This window comes from Mycobacterium sp. NPDC048908 (assembly GCF_043197955.1).
In the GTDB taxonomy this organism is placed as follows: Bacteria; Actinomycetota; Actinomycetes; order Mycobacteriales; family Mycobacteriaceae; genus Mycobacterium.
In genome coordinates this window covers 404,313-424,801 of the sequence record NZ_JBICUE010000002.1, presented here as the reverse complement: position 1 = coordinate 424,801, position 20,489 = coordinate 404,313, and the positions used below count along the sequence as shown (strand labels likewise).

Here is a 20,489-nt window from a genome sequence, read left to right as displayed (position 1 = left end):
TATCCGATGAGAAAGAACAGTTCCGATGCCCGTGGCCGTGCGCCAAGAACCGGAACTGCTCAACTGTCCGAATGTTGATCTCAGTGATGTGATGACCGTGGGCCATGGCCGTCGTCCGCAGGCTTTTCCGGCTTGTCCACCACGGCCGTTCTGGGTGGTCCGGGATCAAGCCAAACCCCGAATACCCTTGTCTCGGCTGACTTGCCTTTGAGCGCGTATGCGCCCCGGTCGATGAGGCGGCGCGGTCGAGACGCCAAGAAGTCGAGGGTCTGCTGCGTGAGCAGGATCGCGTCGCCGGTGGTTTTGGTGAGTTGCTCGACGCGGGCGGCGACGTTGACGCTGTCACCGATGAGAGTGAACTCCAGTTTGCCCGCCCCACCGATCGTTCCTGCAATCACCACCCCGGTGTTGATCCCGATACCGATCCAAAGCTCACCGTCGAACCGCTCGCGGACAAGACGCTGGATCAACAACGCTGCGCCGAACGCCGCATCGGCATGGTCTGCAAGGTCATTCGGAGCGCCGAACACCGCGAGAGCGCCGTCGCCGAGAAACTTGTTGACGTGACCACCGGCATCGACGACGGCGGGCACGACGATCTCGAACAACGCGTTGAGGCGCGCGACGACATCCTCGGCGGAATTGGCCTCCGCGAACGGCGTGAAGTCCCGGATGTCGATGAACATCACCGTCACCTCACGACGCTCACCGGTGAACACATCGTCACCCTGGTCCAGCAGACGCGCCGCAAGAGAGGGATCCACATACGTTCCGAACGCGGCGTGAAGCCGTTGCCGTTCAGTGAGACCCGCCTGCATGCGGTTGAACGAGGCCGCCAGCACGCCGAGATCGTCATCCTGCACCACCGGCAGGCGTTGACCGTAGTCGCCGGCGGCAACCCGCTCGGTTCCTGCGTCGAGGTCGCGAATCGGTTGTAGCAGTGGAGAATACGCAGCCCAGAGCGACGGCCCGATGACGAGCACCAGTGCGGCACCGATCACCATGGCGAGCACTGGGCCGTGCGCGGCCAGGTTCAGCACGGCTCCAAGAATCGCGCCCGCGACAGCGAACGCGAACCCCACCGCAAGCATCGCGACGTTGGTCCATGTGGCGAAAGACGGGCGGGACCGGGGCAAGAAATCGCCGATCTGCGTTGCCGAGACGATTGCAGCCCGAGCGGGCCGCAACGTCGCTTCGACATAGCTGTGCACAGTGATCAACTGGCCGGCAGTTCCGGCGACCGCGCCCAGAATCGCATATTCGATGAGCCGCGTCCCGCTCGCTCCAGCGATCGTTCCAACACCGGCGAACAGCGCCGCGATCCACACCATGCTCACGACCACGCCCCTGGCAAGGACTTTTCGCCCATAGGTGTAAGTGGCGCGCAGTGCGGACTCCCGGTCGACGTCGTCGCCCGCGGCCCACCGCTCAATGAGGCGGGATTCCCTTCCGCCGGGAACTATTACGACATACAGGTACGCGAGTACGGCGACCACCGTGACCGCGGCTGCCTCGGTGTAGCGATCAGATTTCTCGAACGCGACGATGCCCAACGACCACGCGAGATAAACCGGGAGAGCCAGGGGAAGCGTGAGAACCCAGCATGCCCATGAATACCTGGACTTGTACCGATCCCACGCCAACTGCCAGATTCGGTCCATGGCAAAACAAAACACCCCCGGCCTGGTGACCGGGGGTGTTTCGCGTGTCGTGCCTAGTGAGCGTGGCCGTGGTGGCCGTGGCCGTGGTCTTCCTCCTCGGCCGGCTTGTCCACGACAGCCGTCTCGGTGGTCAGCACCATGCGGGCCACCGACGCGGCGTTCAGCACCGCCGAGCGAGTCACCTTCACCGGGTCGACGATGCCCGCCGACACCAGGTCGCCGTACTCCAGCGTGGCTGCGTTGAGCCCCTGCCCTGCCGGCAAGCCGGCGACGGTGTTCACCACCACCGAGCCGTCCAACCCGGCATTGGCGGCGATCCAGTACAGCGGAGCCGACAGCGCCGCGTCGAACACGTCGACGCCCACCGCCTCGTCACCGGAAACGGATTCCCGCACCGCGGACAGCGCCTTGCGTGCCTGCACCAGAGAAGCTCCACCGCCGGTGATGATGCCCTCTTCAACCGCAGCCTTGGCGGCCGAGACGGCGTCCTCGACGGCTTCCTTGCGCTTCTTCAAGTCGGTCTCGGTAGCCGCGCCGACCTTGATGACCGCGACGCCGCCGGCCAGCTTGGCCAACCGCTCTTCGAGCTTCTCGCGGTCCCAGTCGGAGTCGGTTGCCTCGATTTCCGAGCGTAGTTGCGCCTTGCGTGCCTCGATCGCGTCCTTGGTGCCTGCGCCGTCGACGATCACCGTGCTGTCCTTGTCGACCACGACGCGCCGGGCGCTGCCGAGCACGTCCAGACCGGCCTCGCGGAGCAACAGGCCCACGTCGGGGTTGACCACCTGACCGCCTGTCACGACGGCAAGGTCGTCGAGGAACGCCTTGCGACGATCTCCGAAGAACGGCGCCTTGACCGCGACTGCCTTCAGCGTCTTGCGGATCGCGTTGACCACCAGTGTCGAAAGCGCTTCGCCCTCAACATCTTCGGCGACGATCAGCAGCGGCTTGCTCGACTCGGCGACCTTCTCGAGCAGCGGAAGGAGATCGGGCAGCGAGCTGATCTTCTCGCGGTGCAGCAGCACCAATGCGTCCTCGAGCACGGCTTCCTGCGCGTCGAAGTCGGTGACGAAGTACGCCGAGATGAAACCCTTGTCGAAGCCGACGCCCTCGGTGATCTCCAGTTCGGTGTTCATGGTCGAGGACTCCTCGACCGTGACGACGCCGTCGGCACCGACCTTGGTCATCGCCTCGCCGACCAGCTCACCGACCTGCTCGTCGCGCGATGACACCGTCGCGACCTGCGCGATGGCCTTCTTGTCCGACACCGGTGTGGCCGCTGCCAGCAGCGCCTCCGACACTGCGTCGGCGGCCTTGCTGATACCCGAGCCAAGTGCGATCGGGTTGGCGCCCGCGGCAACCTGCCGCAGCCCGGCCTTGACGATCGCCTGCGCCAGCACGGTCGCGGTGGTGGTGCCGTCGCCTGCGACGTCGTTGGTCTTGGTGGCGACCGACTTCACCAGCTGGGCGCCCAGGTTCTCGAATGGATCCTCGAGGTCGATTTCGCGGGCGACCGTGACGCCGTCATTGGTGACCTGCGGGCCACCGAAGGCCTTGGCCAACACGACGTGCCGACCGCGCGGCCCCAGCGTCACGCGAACCGCGTCGGCGAGCTTGTCTACGCCGGCTTCCATTGCGCGGCGCGCAGTTTCGTTGAATTCTATCTGCTTGCTCATAGATGACTCTCCGTATGACGCGCTCCGCCCCGGACATCACCCGCAAGTACGGGGATCTCCGGGGCGGGACACGTTTGCCTACTTGTTGACGACTGCCAGTACGTCGCGGGCCGACAGGATCAGGTACTCCTCGCCGTTGTACTTGATCTCGGTGCCGCCGTACTTGCTGTAGATGACGACGTCGCCCTCGGACACGTCGAGCGGAATCCGCTTCTCGCCGTCCTCATCCCACCGGCCGGGGCCGACTGCGACGACGGTGCCTTCTTGCGGCTTCTCCTTGGCGGTGTCGGGGATGACCAGACCGGACGCGGTCGTGGTCTCGGCCTCGTTGGCCTGAACGAGGATCTTGTCCTCGAGTGGCTTGATGTTCACGCTCGCCACGATGGAGCCCTCCAGTAGTTCGGGTTGTTGATCCGGAGCCAATCCCCGGATGCCAGCATTACAGGTGTTCGGCAAGCGTCCGAGCCCTCGCGCCGTCGTCGCGGGTGCCGGAGCAGGGGGTTGGCCGCGTGCCACCTAGCACTCTATACAGGAGAGTGCTAGCACTCAAGGTCCCCCCGGTACTAACGGTCAAAGTCGCGCGGGTCGAACATCAGGTGGGCGGAGATGTCGCCGATCATCTCGACGTCGACCTGACGCCCGGTGAAGTACCACCCGTCATCGTCGCAGGTGAAGGTGTCGAAATAGCGGCCGACCACGATCGGCTGCAGCGGCACGGTCTCGGTGTTCTGGACGACGCAGAAGGTCGACCTGGCGGTGGCTGTTCGCTCGCCGCTGATCTCCACAATCGGGTTGAGCACCAGGTGCCGGGTGCGCGGTGTGTTGCCGTGACTGGGATGACGACGGGTAGTCGCGCCGAACAACTTGGCGATGGCCTCGGCGCCCGACGTCCCCGGCTGAATGTCGCCGGCTGCGCGGCTCCGGCGCGACCTGGTGCCTGCGAAAGTTGCGCGGGCCAGCAACCGGCCCACACCGTCGAAGTCTCCTGCGTCGATCAGCTCGGCGTAGCGATAGAGCAATTCGGTGATGGCGAGCTTGTCCTCGATCAAGCCACTTGTCCTTTCACTACCGGCAGGCCGGGGTCGCTGGCCGCGTCCAACGGCGACGGTGATGCTCCCGCCGCGATCAGATGCGCCGCGAAGGATGCGATCATCGCGCCGTTGTCGGTGCACAGCCGCGGCCGCGGAACCCGCAGCGTCAACCCGTTGGCCGCGCATCGTTTCTCCGCCAGTTCACGCAGACGCGAATTCGCGGCCACTCCGCCCGCGATCAACAGTGTCGAGACCTCCAGTTCCTTCGCGGCGCGCACAGCCTTCAGCGTCAGCACGTCGGCCACCGCCTCCTGGAAACCAGCCGCAACGTCGGCCTGCGGCGCGTCGGGATGACTTTCCACATATCTGGCCACCGCAGTCTTGAGCCCGGAGAAGCTGAACGCATACGGGTCGTCGCGGGGCCCGGTCATGCCGCGCGGGAACACGATGGCGTCGCGGTCACCTTGTCGGGCAAGGTCGTCGAGCACCTTGCCGCCGGGATAGCCAAGACCGAGCAGCCGCGCGACCTTGTCGTACGCCTCACCCGCGGCGTCGTCGACGGTGCTGCCGAGTTCGGCGATCGGCTCCCCCAGCGACCGGATGTGCAGCAGGTTGGTGTGCCCGCCCGACACCAGCAGGCCGACACTCTCGGGCAGCGGGCCGTGATCGTACACATCGGCCGCCAGGTGGCCGCCGAGGTGGTTGACGGCGTAGAACGGAACCTGCCAGGCGGCCGAATAGGCCTTGGCCGCAGCCACTCCCACCAACAGCGCGCCCGCCAGTCCGGGGCCGATGGTCGCGGCGACGATGTCCGGTTTGTCGATCTCCGCGGCCGCCAGCGCGCGCCGCATGGTGGGGCCGAGCGCCTCGAGGTGAGCTCGGGACGCGATCTCGGGTACCACCCCGCCGAACCGCGCGTGTTCGTCGACGCTGGACGCCACCTCGTCGGCGAGCAGCGTCACCGTGCCCCCGCGGTCAAGGCGCGCGATGCCGACACCCGTTTCGTCGCACGAGCTTTCGATGGCCAGGATGATCGTCATCGCGGATCCCGTCTCATGGTGTAGGCGTCGGCGCCGCTGGCGCGGTAATACCGACGGCGCAAGCCGACATTGACGAAGCCAAGGCTCTGGTACAAAGCGATGGCGGGCTCGTTATCGGTGCGCACCTCGAGGAAAACCGTTCCATCCGAGGCGTAGTCGAGCAGTTCGGTCATCATCCGCCTGCCGATGCCCTGCCCCTGATAAGCCGGATCCACGCCGATCGTGTGAATCTCGTACTCGTACGGCTTCTTTCGCCCAAGTCGGGAGATTCCAGCGTAGCCGACGAGTTTGTCATCTGCGCGCGCGGCAACGTAGCGGATGTGTTCGGCCGCCAATTCGGCGATGAACGCACGGGCTGGCCATGGATCGTCGCCCGCGAACAACTGGGCTTCCAACTCCGCGCAGCGCGCCGCGTCCTCTCGGGTCAACCCGGTGTAGACGATGTTCACTTGGTCACCACCGACGGTTTGGCGTCGGGACGGCGCAGATACAGCGGTACCAGCGGCGCGGGCTCGCCCGCCCAGTCGGCGACCGCCCGCACCAGACCCGACACCGTCGGATAGGCAGGCGGGCGGGTCAATTGCTGTTCCGCGCCTGGCACATCGGCGGGCGCGTTGACGGCAGGACCCTCGACACGGACACCGTCGCGGTAACGAGCCCAATAGACCTCTCGACGCCGGGCATCGGTCACCACGAGCGCATCCCCGACGGTGTCGATACCGATCGCGTCCAGGCTGCACACCCCATGCACCGGAATGTCGAGTGCGTGACCATATGCCGCCGCAGTTGCCATCCCGACCCGCAGCCCCGTGAAAGGTCCAGGCCCGCAACCGACGACGACAGCATCGAGGTCGGCGACGGTTCGACCGGCATCGGCAAGCGCGCCGAGCACGTTGGGCGTCAGCTGCTCGGCGTGCGCCCTGGCGTCGACGGTGACTCGTTCGCCAAGAATTTCAAAGCCATCGAGCCGCACCACCCCGGCAGTGACCGCGGGCGTTGCGGTGTCGATGGCCAGGATGGTCGTCACTGTCGGCTCCACTGCCATATCGCGGTTCGCGCCTCGGTGTCGGATCCGCGTTCGAGCCGGATGTCGAGGTGGCTGTCCGAAAGTCGTTCCGCCACACCTTCACCCCACTCGACCACAACGACGGCGTCGTCGAGATCGGTGTCCAGGTCGAGCGAATCGAGTTCGGCGAGCAGGTCGACGGAGCCATGGTCGAGCAACCGGTACAGGTCGACGTGGATCAGCGCGGGGGCGCCGGGCGTACGGGCGCGATGCACGCGGGCGAGCACGAACGTCGGCGAGATGACCGGTCCTTCTACATTCATCGCTTGCGCGATTCCCTTGGCCAGCACCGTTTTCCCCGCCCCCAACGGTCCGGACAACACCACCACGTCGCCTGCGCGCAGGTGTTTGCCGAGTTGCGCGCCCAGTGCGATGGTGTCGTCGGCGGTGGCGAGTTCAGCTGTCCCGGAGGTGCGCTCACCCATGGTTGCGCACCCGTTCCCGCACCCGGCGTGTGAGCGCGACCAGCTTCGACGGGGTGGCGCGCTCGACGAGCCGGACCAAACCGTCGTCGATCGCCTCCGGCTGCTCTAGCTGCACCAAATGTCCTGCGCCTCCGACGATCGCCAGCTCCGACTTCGGCAGCGCGGCAGCCATGTGCTGCGAGTACTCCATCGGGGTGAGCAGGTCGCGGTCTCCGCAGGCGATCAAGGTGGGCACCTTCGCCAGCGTCGCCAACCCTGCGGTCTCGTCGTGCACCTCCAGCGCGTGCAGAAACTCCACCAGCGTGGCGATCGGGGTGTCGTGCATCATCCTCTCGGAGAACGCCACGATGCTCGGGCTGATCTCCTCGTCGCCGTAGGAGGCCGCCCGCAGGATCGGTGCGATCACCGACTTGGCCACGCCGCGGGTGCGGTGCACCGTCTTCGGGGCGTAGCGCACGGCGAACCTCGCCGCTTCAAGTGCGGGATTCTTCAGGATCTCACCGAGCGGGGATCGCGAAACCCCTTCAGCCGCTGAGGCGATGATCGCCGCACCCACGACGCGGGTCGGGTATCGGTGCGGGAACTGCCGGGCGTGCGACAGCACGGTCATGCCGCCCATCGAGTGCCCGACCAACACCACGGGGCCGCGCGGCGCCATCACCGCCAGCACGGTTTCCAGGTCCTTGCCCAGTTGTTCGACGGTGTAGGACTCCGGGGACGCCTCACCCGAATGGCCGTGACCACGCTGGTCGTAGAACACCATGCGGACCTGGCGACCCCATTGGTCGGCAAGTAGTGCGCGCTGAAAGTAGAAGGCGCCCATCCGCAGGCAGAAACCGTGGGCGAACACCACCGTCAGAAAGGCGTCCTGCGGGCCGACTTCGCGGACCGCGAGGTCGACACCGTCGGGTGTGGTGACGATGTGGCTGCGGTCGGCCTCGAGCAGTTCGAAGTCCTCGTTCTGGTAGGGGTCTTCGGTGCTGACCCGCCGACGCAGCGACCTGGCCACGGATACCCCCGCCGCGGTGCCGACCGCCGTCATCCCGGCCGCGCCCGCCAGCCACGGCGCATGGGACCGTCGGTCCGGTGCTCGATCAGTCTCGTTGTCTCTCAACGACTTTGGCCCACCGATCCACGATACGTCCGGGTGACCCTGCCGCGAGGACTGGTGACCACTTCATAGTTGATGGTGCCGAGCAGATCGGCCCAGTCCTGTGCGGTCGACTCACCTTGGGTACCCGGGCCGAACAGGATGGCGTCGTCGCCCTCAGCGACGTCGACCTCACCGGGACCGAGATCGACGACGAACTGGTCCATACAGATGCGACCGACGCTTCGCCGGAGTCGACCGTTGATCAGTACATCGATGCGGCCGCTCAGCGTCCGGAACACCCCGTCGGCGTAGCCGATCGGTAACAACGCCAGGGTGGTGTCGCGCTCCGCGACCCAGGTGCGACCGTAGGACACGCCGTCGCCAGCCTGCACCGAACGGACGAGCGCGACAGGGCATTTCAATGTCATCGCCGGCCGCAACCCCATATCGCCGCGTTCGGGAATGGGCGTCTGGCCGTACACCGCGATGCCAGGCCGGACCATGTCGAAGGCCAGATCCGGACGGGCCAGCGCGGCCGGCGAGTTGCACAGGTGCACGATCTCGTAGTCCACCCCCTGCCCGTGCGCCTGCGCGACCATATCGGTCAAGCGTTGCGCCTGGAGGTCATTGAACGGGTTGTCCGGATCGTCGCCGTGCGCCAGGTGCGACATGATGGCCCGTATCCGCACCGCGCCGTCGGCCTGTGCGCGGCGAAGTAAGGGCAGCACCTGCGCGTACTCTGCCGGGCTCGCGCCGTTACGACTCAGGCCGGTGTCGACCTTGACGGTAGCGGTCGCGGTGTGGCCCGTTCTCTCGATCGCGTCCAGGAGGTCGTTGAGTTGGCGCACCGAGGAGACGGCGATCTCGACGTCCGCGCGCAGCGCGGGACCGAAGTCGACGCCCGGCGCGTGCAGCCACGCCAAAATCGGGCTGGTGATGCCGTCGCGGCGCAAGGCCAGCGCTTCGTCGATGGTGGCAACCCCCAGTTCGGCCGCACCGGCGGCCAGCGCCGCACGGCCGACTTGGGTTGCGCCGTGTGCATAGCCGTCGGCCTTGACAACCGCCATGACCTGCGCTGACCCGGCCCGCTCACGTAGTAGTCGCACGTTGTGGGCGACCGCTTCAAGATCGACGACGGCCTGGGCGGCCGCCGTCGGAGCCAGCGAAATCCCGGTCGTTTGCGTCATCACCGCCATTGTCCCAGACCCCTGGCATCGGCCGCCGCCTCCGGAGGGCCGTCAGCGAAACTGGCGTCTAGCTGACGAAAGAGTGAGGGTATCCAAACTTTTTCGCGTCGACGTCCAAACTTATTGGCCCCGCATGGTTTTCGCGCTGTCCGAGTTGCACGGATGGCTTCGGCCTGCGTAGCATGGCCGCAACGAAGGGGAGTAGCCCCGAATCGGGTGATCGACATACTGGCCCCGCAGCTTTCGGCTCGCGGCCCGGTCACCCGGACCGGTGACACAGCCGGTAGGCGAGACCTTCGGCCGGATGACCGTTTCGGTTGTCGGCCGGAGGGCTGTCCTGATTCCTCCGGGCGTCAGCCACCGACCGAGGAGTTCTTGGTGTTCGCCGCCTTGCTGTTGAGCTTCGCTGTCATCTTCGTGGCGGAGTTGGGCGACAAGTCGCAGCTGATGGCGATGACGTTTGCGCTGCGACATCGCTGGTGGGTGGTGCTCGCCGGGATAACCGTCGCCACCACCGCGGTGCACCTGATTTCCGTGGCGGTCGGCCATTATCTGGGCGCGGCGTTACCGACGCACCTCCTGAGCCTGTTGGCCGGTGTCGCGTTCGTCCTGTTCGGCTTGTGGACGCTGCGCGGCGACAGCCTTTCTGACGACGAGGCCACCCGTGCACAGCGCTCCAGTGCGCCCGCGTTCTTCGCGGTCACGTCGGCTTTCCTGCTTGCCGAGCTGGGCGACAAGACGATGCTGGCGACCGTGACCCTTGCCGCGGACCACGACTGGGTGGGCGTGTGGATCGGCTCCACGCTCGGCATGGTGGCTGCGGACGCACTCGCAATTGTGGTCGGCGCGGTCGCGGGCAAACATCTTCCCGAGCGCGCCATCCAGCTCGTCGCCGCCGGGCTGTTCCTGTTCTTCGGTGCTTACCTGCTGCTCGAGAACGTCTTCCGCGCGGCATCAGCACCGGTGATCGGCGGGATCGCGATCGCTGTGGTGGCGCTTCTCGCCGCCGCGCTGTTCGCGCTGCCGCCCCGGTGGCGGCCCGCCGTGATGCGCCCCCGGCCCGGCGAAACCGTCGAGGTCTAGTGCGCGAACGGCTGCACCTCGTCGTAATGGCCGCCGGGTTTGAGCTCGTCAAGGTGGTTGAGCGCCGTGATGGTGTCGTCGTGAAGGGCTCTGGCCAGATCCGCTGAGAATCCCTCCCGGACCACGACGCGCAGCATCGTGATGTCCTCGGCACCGGTCGGCATGGTGTAAGCGGGCACCTGCCAGCCGTAGGCACGCAACGCGTGTGAGACGTCGAATTCCGTGTAGCCGAAGTCACCGGCGAGCCGGAAGCTGACCACCGGGATGGCCGAACCGTCGGAGACCACCTCGAAGTGCTTGCTCGCGCGGAGTTGGTCACCCAGCCAGCGTGCGGTCGACGACAGGCAGCTCATCACCTGGCTGTAACCCTCGCGGCCGAGTCGAAGGAAGTTGTAATACTGCCCCACCACCTGGTTGCCTGGCCGGGAGAAGTTCAGGGTGAACGTCGGCATATCGCCGCCCAGGTAGTTGACCCGGAACACCAGATCCTCCGGCAGATACTCCTTGCTGCGCCACACCACGAATCCGATGCCCGGATACGTCAGGCCGTACTTGTGCCCGCTGACGTTGATCGAGACCACCCGCGGCAGCCGGAAGTCCCACTCCAGATCGGGATGCAGGAACGGGACCACGAAACCGCCGCTGGCCGCGTCGACGTGCACAGGAACGTCGCAGCCGCCGCTGGCCGCGAGCTTGTCCAGCGCAGCGCAGATCTGGGCGATCGGCTCCAGTTCACCGGTGAATGTGGTGCCCAGGATCGCCACCACACCGATGGTGTCCTCGTCGACGTTGTCCAGCACCTGTTCGGGGGTGATCACGTAGCGGTCGTCGGCCATCGGCAGGTAGCGCGGTTCCACGTCGAAGTAGCGGCAGAACTTCTCCCACACCACCTGCACGTTGGCGCCCATCACCAGATTGGGTGTACGGCCCTTCCAGTCCTTGCCCACCTTCTCGCGCCAGCGCCACTTCATTGCAAGGCCTGCGAGCATCACCGCCTCGCTCGACCCGATCGTGGAAACGCCCACGGCGCTGGACGGGTCGTCGTCGCGCAGATCCTCGGCGTGGAACAGATCGGCCACCATGCAGACGCAGCGCTGCTCGATCGCGGCGGTGGCCGGGTACTCATCCTTGTCGATCATGTTCTTGTCGAACGTCTCCGCCATCAGCCGCTCGGCCTGGGGGTCCATCCAGGTGGTGACGAACGTCGCGAGGTTCAGTCTGCTGCTCCCGTCCAGCATCAACTCGTCATGGATGAAGCGGTATGCCGCATCGGGATCCATCGCGTCGTCGGGCAGTCTCAGCGACGGCACCGGCGCCATCGACAACCGCCCGGTGTAGGCCGGGGTGATGCTCGGGGCATGAGTCAGCTTGCGCGGCACAACAAGTCCTTTCTATAGCGATGCGATTGCGGCACGAACATGAGCGAGGATGCGTGACGCGGACGTCGGCGCGGGACGCGGGCCTGGATCTGCTGCCGACAAGTTGGCGGCACGCGCGTGCACGAACGCGGCCGCGGCGGCTGCCCGCCCTGGCGGTAACCCGGCAGCCAACAGCGCCCCGATGATGCCCGACAACACGTCACCGGATCCCGCGGTGGCGGCCCACGATTGGCCCGCCGGATTGAGGTGAACCGGTCCCGCTGGTTCGGCGACGACCGTGACGTTGCCCTTGAGCAGCACGGTGGCACCGAGTCGGTCGGCCAGCTTGCGCGTGGCGGCGACACGGTCGTTGCCTGGCGGAGCACCGGCGAGCCGTGCGAATTCACCTGCGTGCGGCGTCAAAACGGTTGGCGCTGTGCGACCTTCGACCAGGTCCGGATGTGCGGCGAGGATGGTCAGTGCGTCGGCATCGACGATCACCGGCAGATCGGTGGCCAAGGCGAACGACAGCGCGGCCGCGCCGGCTTGGTCGGTGCCCAGTCCGGGGCCGACGGCCCATGCCTGCACGCGACCCGACGCCTGCGGACTCGGTGCGGCGATGACCTCCGGCCATTGCGAAAGGACTTGCGGCCCCGCAGATCCCGCGTAACGCACCATGCTGGACGTGGCGGCGACGGCAGCGCCTGTGCACAGCACCGCCGCGCCGGGATATGTGGCCGAACCGGCCAGGACGCCCGTGACGCCCTGCGTGTACTTGTCGTCCTTCGGTCCCGGTGCGGGCCAAAGGGCGGCGACGTCGGCGGCCTCCAATCCGAGCATCTCAGAGGAGGACGGCAGGTCCAGCCCGATGTCGATCAGTTCGACGCGGCCGCAATCCCCCAACGCGTGAACCGGTTTCAGACCGCCGAAGGTGACGGTCAGCGCGGCATGCACGTGCGGTCCGTCGGTGCCCCCGGTCTGCACGTTGATTCCGCTGGGGATGTCGACCGCGACGACCGGAGCGCGCACATCGGCGAAGATCTCGGCCGCGTTGGGTCGCAAGGGCCCGGACCCCGAGATGCCGACTACGCCGTCGATCACCAGATCGGTTGTCTCCGGGACACTTTCTACCAATCTGCCGCCGGCTCCGCGGAACGCGGCCAGCGCGGCCTTGTGCGCGCGCTCCGGATTCAGCAGCACCGCGGCGGCGGCGGCCCCGCGCCGACGCAGGTACGTCGCGGCCCACAGCGCGTCTCCGCCGTTGTCGCCGGAACCAACCACCGCGCATATCCGGCGGCCCGAGATGCCTCCGGTCAGCAGCATCAGTTCGCGGGCGATCGCCCTTGCCAACCCGAAGGCTGCCCGCCGCATGAGGCCACCGTCGGGCAGCGACGCCAGTAGCGGCGCTTCGGCTTCGCGGATCTCGTCGGCGGTGTAGTAGTGCCGCATCCCAGCCAGGATTCCATGACTGGGACTTTGACAGCGACGTTTCAGCCCCTGCGGGTCCTGCTGTAGTGGCGGCGGGCCTTCATGCGATTGCCGCACCCGCTCATCGAGCACCACCGCGCGGTTCCGGCGCGGGAGCGGTCGATGAGGAATAGCCGGCAGTCATCGTTGGCGCACGGCCGCAAGCGGCCGGGCATCTCTCGTTCCAGTTCGCCCCAGGCCAGCACCACGCGCGCCTGCCAATCGGCTTCGAGCGACCATGCCACCCCGTCGGCCCCGATGTCGGGCACCTTGCGGGTGTCGGAGAGATAGCGGCGCAGCACCGACGCGTCCGCTTCCATTCGAACGACTCGCTGCAAGTCGTCGCGCACTGCTCGAGCATCATCGACGTCCTTGGGGCCGCCGTGCGCGCGGAGCCAGCGGCCGTCGAGCTGATCGACCATCTGGCCGTCGATCACGGGCGTGGTGTTGAGCAGGTCCAGCAGCACCGTCTGCCAATCCGCTATCGCAGCCATGCTAACCATCATAAAACTTTTGACAGGTTAGGTTCAAGCGTGTCTACTATTGCTAACTGTTATGTTGGATTTAAGGGGTTAGAAATGGCGCACCATCACACCGCCGAGATCGCCGGTCGCAGGGTCTTCTACCGTGAGGCAGGGTCGCGGTCGGCGCCCGCCGTCGTTCTGCTGCACGGCACCCCGAACAGTTCGAGCCAGTACCGCAATCTGATTCCGGCACTCGCGGACCGCTATCAGGTCGTCGCCCCCGACTATCCCGGCTTCGGACAGTCAGAAGTGCCTGATGTCGACGACTTCGAGTACACCTTCGACAACCTCGCGGACCATGTCGACGCGCTACTGGATCACCTCGGTTTGCGGCGGTATGCGATCTTCGTCCAGGACTACGGCGCGCCAGTGGGCTGGCGGTTGGCTTTGCGCCACCCCGAACGCATCGCGGCGATCATCACACAGAACGGCAATGCCTACGTCGAGGGGTTTGTCGGCGATGTGATGGAGCCACTGTTCGCCTACGGCAGGGAACGTTCCGAAGCCAACGCCGCACCATTGCTGGACCTCATCAGCTCCGAGGGAGTGAAATGGCAATTCACGCATGGTGTTTCGGACCCGTCGGTGCTCGATCCCGATGCCTGGGTGACGGCGCACTGGGCGGTGGCGAGCACTCCACAGCGGGTGGCCGCACAGCTCGAACTGTTCGCCGACTACAGCTCCAACGTCGACCTCTACCCGAGCGTGCATGAATATTTCCGCAACTCGCAGGTGCCACTGCTGGCCGTATGGGGCCGCAATGACCAGATCTTCGGGCCGGACGGGGCATTGGCGTTCGAGCGCGACCTGCCCGCCGCCGAGATCAACTTGCTCGACGGCGGTCACTTCTTGCTGGAGAGCAGGCTGGCCGAGGTGGTCGCGTTGGTCCGCCCGTTCCTCGATCGGTACCTCATCGGCTGACACGCCGTCCCAGAACGCCGCCGCGGTTTCCGCGATGTCAGCAGGAAACTCGCCATCGATCGCGTGCGATGCGGCCGGCCACAGCGCTACTCGGGCGCCGCTCATCCAACTGAACACTCGACGTTGAAGCGCATCAGGGACGGGCGGGAACATCGCCGCGGGCGCACCGATGTTGCTCCGCCACATGGGCACTACTCGACGGTGACCGACTTCGCCAGGTTGCGGGGCTTGTCCACGTCGTACCCACGGGCCTGCGCGACACCGGCGGCGAAGATCTGCAACGGGATTGTCGACAGCAGCGGCTGGAACAGCGTTGACACCGCGGGAATTTCGATCAGGTGATCCGCGTAGGGGCGCACGGTGTCGTCACCCTCTTCGGCGATGACGAGGGTGATGGCGCCGCGAGCCTGAATCTCCCGGATGTTCGACAGCAGCTTGGCGTGCAGCGTCGGGGAGTTCTTGGGCGACGGCATCACGACGATCACCGGCAGATCGTCTTCGATCAGTGCGATCGGGCCGTGTTTGAGCTCACCGGCGGCGAAGCCCTCGGCGTGCATATACGCCAATTCCTTGAGTTTGAGCGCGCCCTCGAGGGCGACGGGGTAGCCGACGTGGCGGCCGAGGAACAGCACCGCCGATGACTGCGCGAACCGGTGTGCCAGCGCGGCGACCGGTTCGGCGGTCTGCAGCACCTGCGAGACCAATTCCGGCATCGCCTCCAGGTCGCGGTACTCGCGCTCCACCTCGTCGGGGTACTTGGTGCCTCTGGCTTGCGCTAGGGCAAGCCCGACAAGGTAATTCGCCGCGATCTGGGCAAGGAACGTCTTGGTCGACGCGACGCCGATCTCCGGACCGGCGCGGGTGTAGAGCACCGCGTCGCATTCCCGCGGAATCTGGCTGCCGTTGGTGTTGCAGATGGCGAGCACCTTGGCCTTCTGCTCCTTGGCGTGCCGCACCGCCTCGAGCGTGTCAGCGGTCTCGCCGGACTGTGAGATGGCGACCACCAGCGTGTGGCTGTCCAAAACCGGGTCGCGATAGCGGAATTCACTGGCGAGCTCGACCTCGACGGGCAGCCGCGTCCAGTGCTCGATGGCGTACTTGGCGAGCAGCCCGGAGTGATACGCGGTACCACACGCGACGACGAAGACCTTGTCGATATCGCGCAGTTCCTGGTCGGAGAGCCGCTGCTCGTCGAGCACAATGCGGCCACCTGCGAAGTGGCCGAGCAGGGTGTCGGCGACCGCGGCGGGCTGTTCCGCGATCTCCTTGAGCATGAAGTACTCGTAGCCGCCCTTCTCGGCGGAGGACAGGTCCCAATCGATGTGGAACGGACGCGCGTTGGCCTCGTCCGGGTTGCCGTCGAAATCGAAGATCTCGTAACGGTCGGCGGTGATCACCACCGCCTGGTCCTGGCCGAGTTCGACCGCGCTGCGGGTGTGCTCGATGAATGCGGCGACGTCGGAGCCGATGAACATCTCGCCATCGCCGACGCCGACGACCAGCGGCGTGGAGCGTCGGGCCGCGACGATCATCCCCGGCGCATCTGCGCTGGCGAAGACAAGTGTGAAGTGGCCTTCGAGCCTGCGCAGCACCGCGAGGACGGAGGCGGCGAAGTCGCCTGCCGTGTCCCCCTCGTCGTACTGCCGCGAGACCAGGTGCACCGCGACCTCGGTGTCGGTGTCACTGGCGAACTCGACACCCGCGGCTTCCAACCCCGCACGCAACGGCGCGTAGTTCTCGATGATCCCGTTGTGGACGACGGCGATCTTGCCAGCGGCGTCGCGGTGTGGGTGGGCATTGCGGTCGGTGGGCCTGCCGTGGGTGGCCCAGCGGGTGTGGCCGAGGCCGGTGCTGCCTGCCAGACAGCCGTCGTCCGTATCGGCGAGTGCGGCTTCCAGGTTGGCGAGCCGACCGGCCTTCCTCCGCACGGTCATGCCGCCGCGGCCGTCGAACAGCGCCACCCCGGCCGAGTCGTAGCCGCGGTACTCCATGCGGCGCAGTGCGTCGACGACGATGCCACAGGCAGGGCGCTGCCCGACGTATCCGACGATTCCGCACATAGCGATCCAGGGTAGTGCAAGAGTCGCGGCAGACCTGCTGCGCTACGGTTCGATGGTGGCCCGCACGAAGAAGCTTTTCAGCGCTTTGACCCGCCGCGGACCGCACCGCGTTCTGCGCGGTGACCTGGCCTTCGCCGGTATGCCCGGCACTGTCTACACGCCGGAGTCCGGGCTCAATCTGCCGGGGGTGGCATTCGCTCACGACTGGCTGGCCAGAACCGACCGCTACGACGGCACCCTCGAGCACCTGGCGTCGTGGGGCATCGTCGCCGCCGCACCTGATACCGAGCGAAGCGTGGCACCGTCGGCGCTGAATCTGGCGTTCGACCTGGGCACCACGTTGGACATCGTCGCGGGGGTGCGGTTGGGGTCGGGAAAGATCAGCGTGCATCCGGGCAAGCTCGGCGTGGTCGGGCACGGTTTCGGCGGATCGGCGGCGGTGTTCGCGGCCGCGGGGCTGCCCAGTGGGCCGAAAGCCGTCGCGGCCCTGTTCCCGACCGTCACGAAGCCGCCCGCGGAGGAGCCCGCGGCGTCGCTGAAAGTCTCCGGGCTGGTGCTCACTGCGCCGGGTGACCCGATGACGTTGCGCTCCAACGCCGTTGAATTGGCCCGGGTTTGGCAGGGCGCAACGCTTCGCACCGTACACAAGGCCAAGGCGGGCGGTCTGATCGAAGGCAGGCGACTGGCGCGCGTCGTCGGACTGCCTGGGGCCGACCGCAGCACGCAGAAGGTGGTGCGGGCGCTGCTCACCGGCTACCTGCTGCACACGCTGACCGGCGACAAGGCCTACGCCGACTTCGCCGACGCCGAAGCCGACCTGCCGAAGGCGCCGGCGGTCGACCCGTTCGCCGACGATCCGGTGGACATGGAAAACAAGGTCGTCGCGCTCTTGAAACCCTGAGCGCGGCCAACCAACCGGTTGGGTGTATAACTTCGTGATGCGGACAGGGATCTTTCTCAACTACGCGGGCGGCTTTCTCGAGGCGGTCGACCAGGTCGTCGAACTGGAGAAGATCGGCGTCGACATCGCGCTGGTGGCCGAGGCCTACTCGTACGACGCGATCAGCCAGTTGGGCTTTTTGGCGGCCAGGACGTCGACGATCGAGCTCGGCACCGGCGTCGTGCCCATCTACATCCGCACGCCGTCGCTGCTCGCGATGACCGCGGCGGGCCTCGACTACGTCTCCGACGGCCGCTTCCGGTTGGGCATCGGCACGTCCGGGCCGCAGGTGATGGAGGGCTTCCATGGCGTGCCGTTCGACGCGCCGCTCGGCCGCACGCGTGAGGTGGTCGACATCTGCAGGCAGGTGTGGCGCCGCGAACGCGTCACCTATGACGGGAAGTACTACCAGGTGCCGCTGCCGGCCGACCGCGGCACGGGTCTGGGCAAGCCGCTGCAGCTGATCAATCATCCGGTCCGTGACCGCATCCCGATCACCATTGCCGCACTCGGCCCGAAGAACGTTCAGCTCACCGCCGAGATCGCCGAGGGCTGGCAGCCGGTGTTCTTCTATCCGGAGAAGGCCGACGACGTATGGGGTGAATCGTTGCGCGCGGGGTTCGCGAAGCGGGATCCGTCATTGGGTCCGCTGGACATCATGGTCAGTGCGCCATTGGCGATCGGGGACGACGTCGATGACCGATTGGCTTGGGTCAAACCGCAACTGGCGCTCTACATCGGCGGCATGGGCGCCAGGGGCCGCAACTTCTACCACAACCTGGCAACCCGCTATGGGTTCGGCGAGGTGGCCAATCATATTCAGGACCTGTACCTCGGCGGCAAAAAGGAAGAGGCCATCGCGGCGGTCCCCGACGAACTGGTGCGCAGTGTCTCGTTGGTGGGCCCACGCGGCTACGTCAAGGAGCGGTTGGCCGCGTTCACCGAGGGTGGTGCCACGACGCTTCTGCTGCAGCCACTTTCGGGCGACCGCCGCGAATCAGTGCGGTTCGTCGAGGAGTTGCAGGGGTTGCTCTAGGCGCGATGCCTCGCCTCAAACGAGCAATGTGCCACCGTCGACAGTCAGCACGACGCCGGTGCCCCACTCCTGCTCCATGCAGTACAGATAGGCGAGCGCCGTATCGGCGACCTCCCCGATCCGGCCCAAGGGAAGCTGTTGCGCTGTCTGGTCATAAAGGGTCTGGCGGTCGGTCTCACTGAAGGAGTCCCACAACGGCGTGCGCACGACGCCAGGGGCGACGGCGTTGACCCGGATCGGCGCCAATTCGAAGGCGAGTGCCTTTGTCAACGCATTCATCGCACCGCAGATGCTGACGGGCATGGCACCGAAACTCGGTGTCTCGCCTGCGGTCCCACTGGTGAGCGTGATCGAGCCGCCAGCGGTGATGAGGGGGCGGAAAACCCGGATCGCGCTGAGCGCGCCACTCAACCTCGTCCGGTAGTAGTGGTCGATGATGTCGGGAGTCAGGTCGTCGAACGACACCAAGGCCAGCGACTCGCCGGCGGTGAAGACCAGGTGCTCGATGTCGCCGACGTCGGCGGCGAGCCGGCGGAGCGAATCCGGGTCGGTGAGGTCGACGGTCGCGCCGCGGGCCCCTTCTGGAAGTTGACCGAGCGCGCGGTCGACGCTGGACTGCTGGCGAGACACGACGATCGGGGTCGCGCCGCGTTCGGCCGCCGCGGACGCGACACCCAGGCCGATGCCGGACGTGCCGCCGATGACGAGGACTCTTGCGTTCTTCAAGCTCATGTCTCCACTGTCTCGATGTCTCGTGGCGGCGTCCAAGACTCTTTTCGTCGCCTGGCGATACCCTTGTGGTATGGCCGCGCCCGATCTCGACCTGCGCAAGTTGCGCTACTTCGTGGCCGTGGCCGAGGAACTGAACTTCGGCCGCGCCGCCGATCGGCTGCATATCGCCCAGCCGGTGTTGTCGCGGCAGATTCGCTCGTTCGAAGGCGAACTCGGCGTGCAACTGTTCGTGCGCGACTCGCGGGGAACACAGTTGACCATCGCGGGCAAGCAGTTGCTTGACGACGCGCGCTTTCTGCTCGCTGAGACGAAGGCGTTGCAGCAGAGGCTTTCTCGGGTCGCTGACCAGACGGTGACCGTGACGGTGGCCGTGATGCCCGGCCTATTGGCGACTGCGGCCGCGGCCGCATTCGAGGCCGAAGACCCGACGCGGCGCGCCGTCGTCATCCAGGTCGGGTGGGCAGAACAGATCAACGTCATTCGCCGCGGTGAAGTCGACGTGGTGTATGCGCGTGAACCCATCGACCACAGCGGACTTGGCAGCGTGCCGCTTCTGGAAGAGCCGCGAGTCGTCGTGTTGTCTGCCGGCGATCCACTCGCCGAGAAGCGTTCTGTGCGATTGGCCGATCTGGCTTCCCGGCGACTGCTGCAGGATCCGGCCACTGTGCCGGAGTGGTACGAGATCGCCTTGCCAGAATATCGCCGCGGAAGTCAAACGGCGCACACCGTGGAGGAAAAGCTCGAACGTGTCGCTGCGCGTGAGGGTTTCGTGATTCTGCCGCAATCGACGACGGCGTTCTACCGCAGGCCGGATGTGACAGTACTGCCCATCGAGGACCTCGGCCCGAGCAAGGTCACGCTGATCTGGGATGCGGCGACGGATAACCGGGCCCGGGACGCCTTCGTCAGCGCGGCGCTGGCGTGCCGGGCGCAGACCGTGTGAAGGTCGGCTGCCGATCCTTGGCGGCGATTTCGGCGAGCACGCCAACGACGACGCCGAACGCGAAATACAGCGCGGGCAGCCACGGCGCCACCCCCGAAAGCGAGTCCGAGTCGTCGGCATAGCGGAACACACCAGCCGCCGCGAGCAGCGCCTCGACTATCGCTGATGGTGATCATCGGCGCGCCGAGCAGTGGTGGCGCGGTCGAACGGTAGGTGGCGTCGGTGGGTGTGCGGAAATCAGCGGTGTGG

21 protein-coding genes are annotated in these 20,489 nt (G+C 66.5%); 5 read left to right on the top strand and 16 right to left on the bottom strand.

All coding sequences use genetic code 11. The features are described from left to right. Positions 1-80: 80 nt before the first annotated feature. The 10 genes from ACGFK1_RS06635 to alr all read right to left on the bottom strand — a co-directional run bounded on the left by ACGFK1_RS06635 (position 81) and on the right by alr (position 9,176). The gene (locus tag ACGFK1_RS06635) at positions 81-1,661 is read right to left on the bottom strand and encodes an adenylate/guanylate cyclase domain-containing protein (RefSeq protein ID WP_393427415.1); all 1,581 of its coding nucleotides are present in this window, start codon (positions 1,659-1,661) and stop codon (positions 81-83) included. 53 nt (positions 1,662-1,714) lie between these two features. Further along, positions 1,715-3,334 (bottom strand): chaperonin GroEL, encoded by a 1,620-nt coding sequence (gene groL, locus ACGFK1_RS06630; RefSeq protein ID WP_393427413.1) that lies wholly within the window; start codon positions 3,332-3,334, stop codon positions 1,715-1,717. Positions 3,335-3,412: 78 nt separating this feature from the next. Next, positions 3,413-3,715 carry a co-chaperone GroES gene (gene groES / locus ACGFK1_RS06625; protein ID WP_015305122.1) on the bottom strand — a complete coding sequence of 101 codons (303 nt, stop codon included), beginning with the start codon at positions 3,713-3,715 and terminating at the stop codon, positions 3,413-3,415. Positions 3,716-3,897: 182 nt separating this feature from the next. Next, positions 3,898-4,383 (bottom strand): nuclear transport factor 2 family protein, encoded by a 486-nt coding sequence (locus ACGFK1_RS06620; RefSeq protein WP_393427411.1) that lies wholly within the window; start codon positions 4,381-4,383, stop codon positions 3,898-3,900. Further along, positions 4,380-5,405 (bottom strand): tRNA (adenosine(37)-N6)-threonylcarbamoyltransferase complex transferase subunit TsaD, encoded by a 1,026-nt coding sequence (gene tsaD, locus ACGFK1_RS06615; RefSeq protein WP_393427409.1) that lies wholly within the window; start codon positions 5,403-5,405, stop codon positions 4,380-4,382. The genes ACGFK1_RS06620 and tsaD overlap by 4 nt, the downstream gene beginning before the upstream one ends. After that, the gene (gene rimI / locus ACGFK1_RS06610; protein ID WP_393427407.1) at positions 5,402-5,854 is read right to left on the bottom strand and encodes a ribosomal protein S18-alanine N-acetyltransferase; all 453 of its coding nucleotides are present in this window, start codon (positions 5,852-5,854) and stop codon (positions 5,402-5,404) included. The genes tsaD and rimI overlap by 4 nt, the downstream gene beginning before the upstream one ends. After that, entirely contained in the window at positions 5,851-6,450 is a 600-nt protein-coding gene (gene tsaB, locus ACGFK1_RS06605) for a tRNA (adenosine(37)-N6)-threonylcarbamoyltransferase complex dimerization subunit type 1 TsaB (protein WP_393427405.1), read from the bottom strand. Before tsaB ends, rimI begins: the two co-directional genes overlap by 4 nt. Then, entirely contained in the window at positions 6,429-6,896 is a 468-nt protein-coding gene (tsaE, locus tag ACGFK1_RS06600; RefSeq protein WP_393427404.1) for a tRNA (adenosine(37)-N6)-threonylcarbamoyltransferase complex ATPase subunit type 1 TsaE, read from the bottom strand. The genes tsaB and tsaE overlap by 22 nt, the downstream gene beginning before the upstream one ends. Then, the gene (locus tag ACGFK1_RS06595) at positions 6,889-7,938 is read right to left on the bottom strand and encodes an alpha/beta fold hydrolase (protein WP_393427870.1); all 1,050 of its coding nucleotides are present in this window, start codon (positions 7,936-7,938) and stop codon (positions 6,889-6,891) included. The genes tsaE and ACGFK1_RS06595 overlap by 8 nt, the downstream gene beginning before the upstream one ends. Before the next feature lie 68 nt (positions 7,939-8,006). Beyond that, on the bottom strand, positions 8,007-9,176 hold the full coding sequence (alr, locus tag ACGFK1_RS06590; protein ID WP_393427402.1) for an alanine racemase: 1,170 nt from the start codon (positions 9,174-9,176) through the stop codon (positions 8,007-8,009). Positions 9,177-9,554: 378 nt separating this feature from the next. Between alr and ACGFK1_RS06585 the strand changes: the two genes are divergently transcribed. After that, entirely contained in the window at positions 9,555-10,259 is a 705-nt protein-coding gene (locus tag ACGFK1_RS06585; RefSeq protein ID WP_393427400.1) for a TMEM165/GDT1 family protein, read from the top strand. Here the strand turns inward: ACGFK1_RS06585 and ACGFK1_RS06580 are convergent. Genes ACGFK1_RS06580 through ACGFK1_RS06570 form a run of 3 tightly spaced genes read right to left on the bottom strand, consistent with a single transcriptional unit; the run spans position 10,256 to position 13,578 of the window. Next, positions 10,256-11,638, bottom strand: coding sequence for a glutamate decarboxylase (locus ACGFK1_RS06580; protein ID WP_393427398.1), 1,383 nt, complete (start codon positions 11,636-11,638; stop codon positions 10,256-10,258). The genes ACGFK1_RS06585 and ACGFK1_RS06580 overlap by 4 nt on opposite strands. Positions 11,639-11,650: 12 nt before the next feature. Continuing rightward, positions 11,651-13,066 (bottom strand): NAD(P)H-hydrate dehydratase, encoded by a 1,416-nt coding sequence (locus ACGFK1_RS06575; RefSeq protein WP_393427396.1) that lies wholly within the window; start codon positions 13,064-13,066, stop codon positions 11,651-11,653. Between the two features lie 41 nt (positions 13,067-13,107). After that, positions 13,108-13,578: a CGNR zinc finger domain-containing protein gene (locus ACGFK1_RS06570; RefSeq protein WP_393427394.1), complete on the bottom strand. Its 471-nt coding sequence runs from the start codon at positions 13,576-13,578 to the stop codon at positions 13,108-13,110. 84 nt (positions 13,579-13,662) lie between these two features. Here ACGFK1_RS06570 and ACGFK1_RS06565 point away from each other — a divergent pair, with 84 nt between their 5' ends. Then, positions 13,663-14,529 (top strand): alpha/beta fold hydrolase, encoded by an 867-nt coding sequence (locus ACGFK1_RS06565; protein ID WP_393427392.1) that lies wholly within the window; start codon positions 13,663-13,665, stop codon positions 14,527-14,529. Between the two features lie 191 nt (positions 14,530-14,720). On the opposite strand, the gene glmS is transcribed toward ACGFK1_RS06565, so the two are convergent. Next, the gene (glmS, locus tag ACGFK1_RS06560; RefSeq protein ID WP_393427390.1) at positions 14,721-16,589 is read right to left on the bottom strand and encodes a glutamine--fructose-6-phosphate transaminase (isomerizing); all 1,869 of its coding nucleotides are present in this window, start codon (positions 16,587-16,589) and stop codon (positions 14,721-14,723) included. 55 nt (positions 16,590-16,644) lie between these two features. Between glmS and ACGFK1_RS06555 the strand changes: the two genes are divergently transcribed. Further along, positions 16,645-17,490, top strand: coding sequence for a dienelactone hydrolase family protein (locus ACGFK1_RS06555; RefSeq protein WP_393427388.1), 846 nt, complete (start codon positions 16,645-16,647; stop codon positions 17,488-17,490). 37 nt (positions 17,491-17,527) lie between these two features. Then, the gene (locus ACGFK1_RS06550) at positions 17,528-18,565 is read left to right on the top strand and encodes an LLM class F420-dependent oxidoreductase (RefSeq protein WP_393427386.1); all 1,038 of its coding nucleotides are present in this window, start codon (positions 17,528-17,530) and stop codon (positions 18,563-18,565) included. 15 nt (positions 18,566-18,580) lie between these two features. Here the strand turns inward: ACGFK1_RS06550 and ACGFK1_RS06545 are convergent, their stop codons facing one another. Further along, positions 18,581-19,297, bottom strand: a complete 717-nt coding sequence (locus ACGFK1_RS06545; RefSeq protein WP_393427384.1) for an SDR family oxidoreductase — start codon at positions 19,295-19,297, stop codon at positions 18,581-18,583. A gap of 70 nt (positions 19,298-19,367) precedes the next feature. On the opposite strand from ACGFK1_RS06545, the gene ACGFK1_RS06540 reads away from it, so the two are divergent. After that, positions 19,368-20,240: a LysR family transcriptional regulator gene (locus ACGFK1_RS06540; protein WP_393427382.1), complete on the top strand. Its 873-nt coding sequence runs from the start codon at positions 19,368-19,370 to the stop codon at positions 20,238-20,240. Here ACGFK1_RS06540 and ACGFK1_RS06535 read toward each other — a convergent pair. Then, positions 20,203-20,370, bottom strand: coding sequence for a hypothetical protein (locus ACGFK1_RS06535; RefSeq protein WP_393427380.1), 168 nt, complete (start codon positions 20,368-20,370; stop codon positions 20,203-20,205). The genes ACGFK1_RS06540 and ACGFK1_RS06535 overlap by 38 nt on opposite strands. Between the last annotated feature and the right edge of the window lie 119 nt (positions 20,371-20,489).

Coding starts and splice junctions, on each gene's coding strand:
- tsaD (WP_393427409.1), bottom strand. CDS start 5,405: ATGACGATCATCCTGGCCATCGAAAGCTCGTGCGACGAAACGGGTGTC.
- glmS (WP_393427390.1), bottom strand. CDS start 16,589: ATGTGCGGAATCGTCGGATACGTCGGGCAGCGCCCTGCCTGTGGCATC.
- ACGFK1_RS06570 (WP_393427394.1), bottom strand. CDS start 13,578: ATGGCTGCGATAGCGGATTGGCAGACGGTGCTGCTGGACCTGCTCAAC.
- ACGFK1_RS06545 (WP_393427384.1), bottom strand. CDS start 19,297: ATGAGCTTGAAGAACGCAAGAGTCCTCGTCATCGGCGGCACGTCCGGC.
- groL (WP_393427413.1), bottom strand. CDS start 3,334: ATGAGCAAGCAGATAGAATTCAACGAAACTGCGCGCCGCGCAATGGAA.
- tsaE (WP_393427404.1), bottom strand. CDS start 6,896: ATGGGTGAGCGCACCTCCGGGACAGCTGAACTCGCCACCGCCGACGAC.
- ACGFK1_RS06565 (WP_393427392.1), top strand. CDS start 13,663: ATGGCGCACCATCACACCGCCGAGATCGCCGGTCGCAGGGTCTTCTAC.
- alr (WP_393427402.1), bottom strand. CDS start 9,176: ATGACGCAAACGACCGGGATTTCGCTGGCTCCGACGGCGGCCGCCCAG.
- ACGFK1_RS06575 (WP_393427396.1), bottom strand. CDS start 13,066: ATGCGGCACTACTACACCGCCGACGAGATCCGCGAAGCCGAAGCGCCG.
- ACGFK1_RS06635 (WP_393427415.1), bottom strand. CDS start 1,661: ATGGACCGAATCTGGCAGTTGGCGTGGGATCGGTACAAGTCCAGGTAT.
- ACGFK1_RS06540 (WP_393427382.1), top strand. CDS start 19,368: ATGGCCGCGCCCGATCTCGACCTGCGCAAGTTGCGCTACTTCGTGGCC.
- ACGFK1_RS06595 (WP_393427870.1), bottom strand. CDS start 7,938: ATGACGGCGGTCGGCACCGCGGCGGGGGTATCCGTGGCCAGGTCGCTG.
- ACGFK1_RS06550 (WP_393427386.1), top strand. CDS start 17,528: ATGCGGACAGGGATCTTTCTCAACTACGCGGGCGGCTTTCTCGAGGCG.
- tsaB (WP_393427405.1), bottom strand. CDS start 6,450: ATGGCAGTGGAGCCGACAGTGACGACCATCCTGGCCATCGACACCGCA.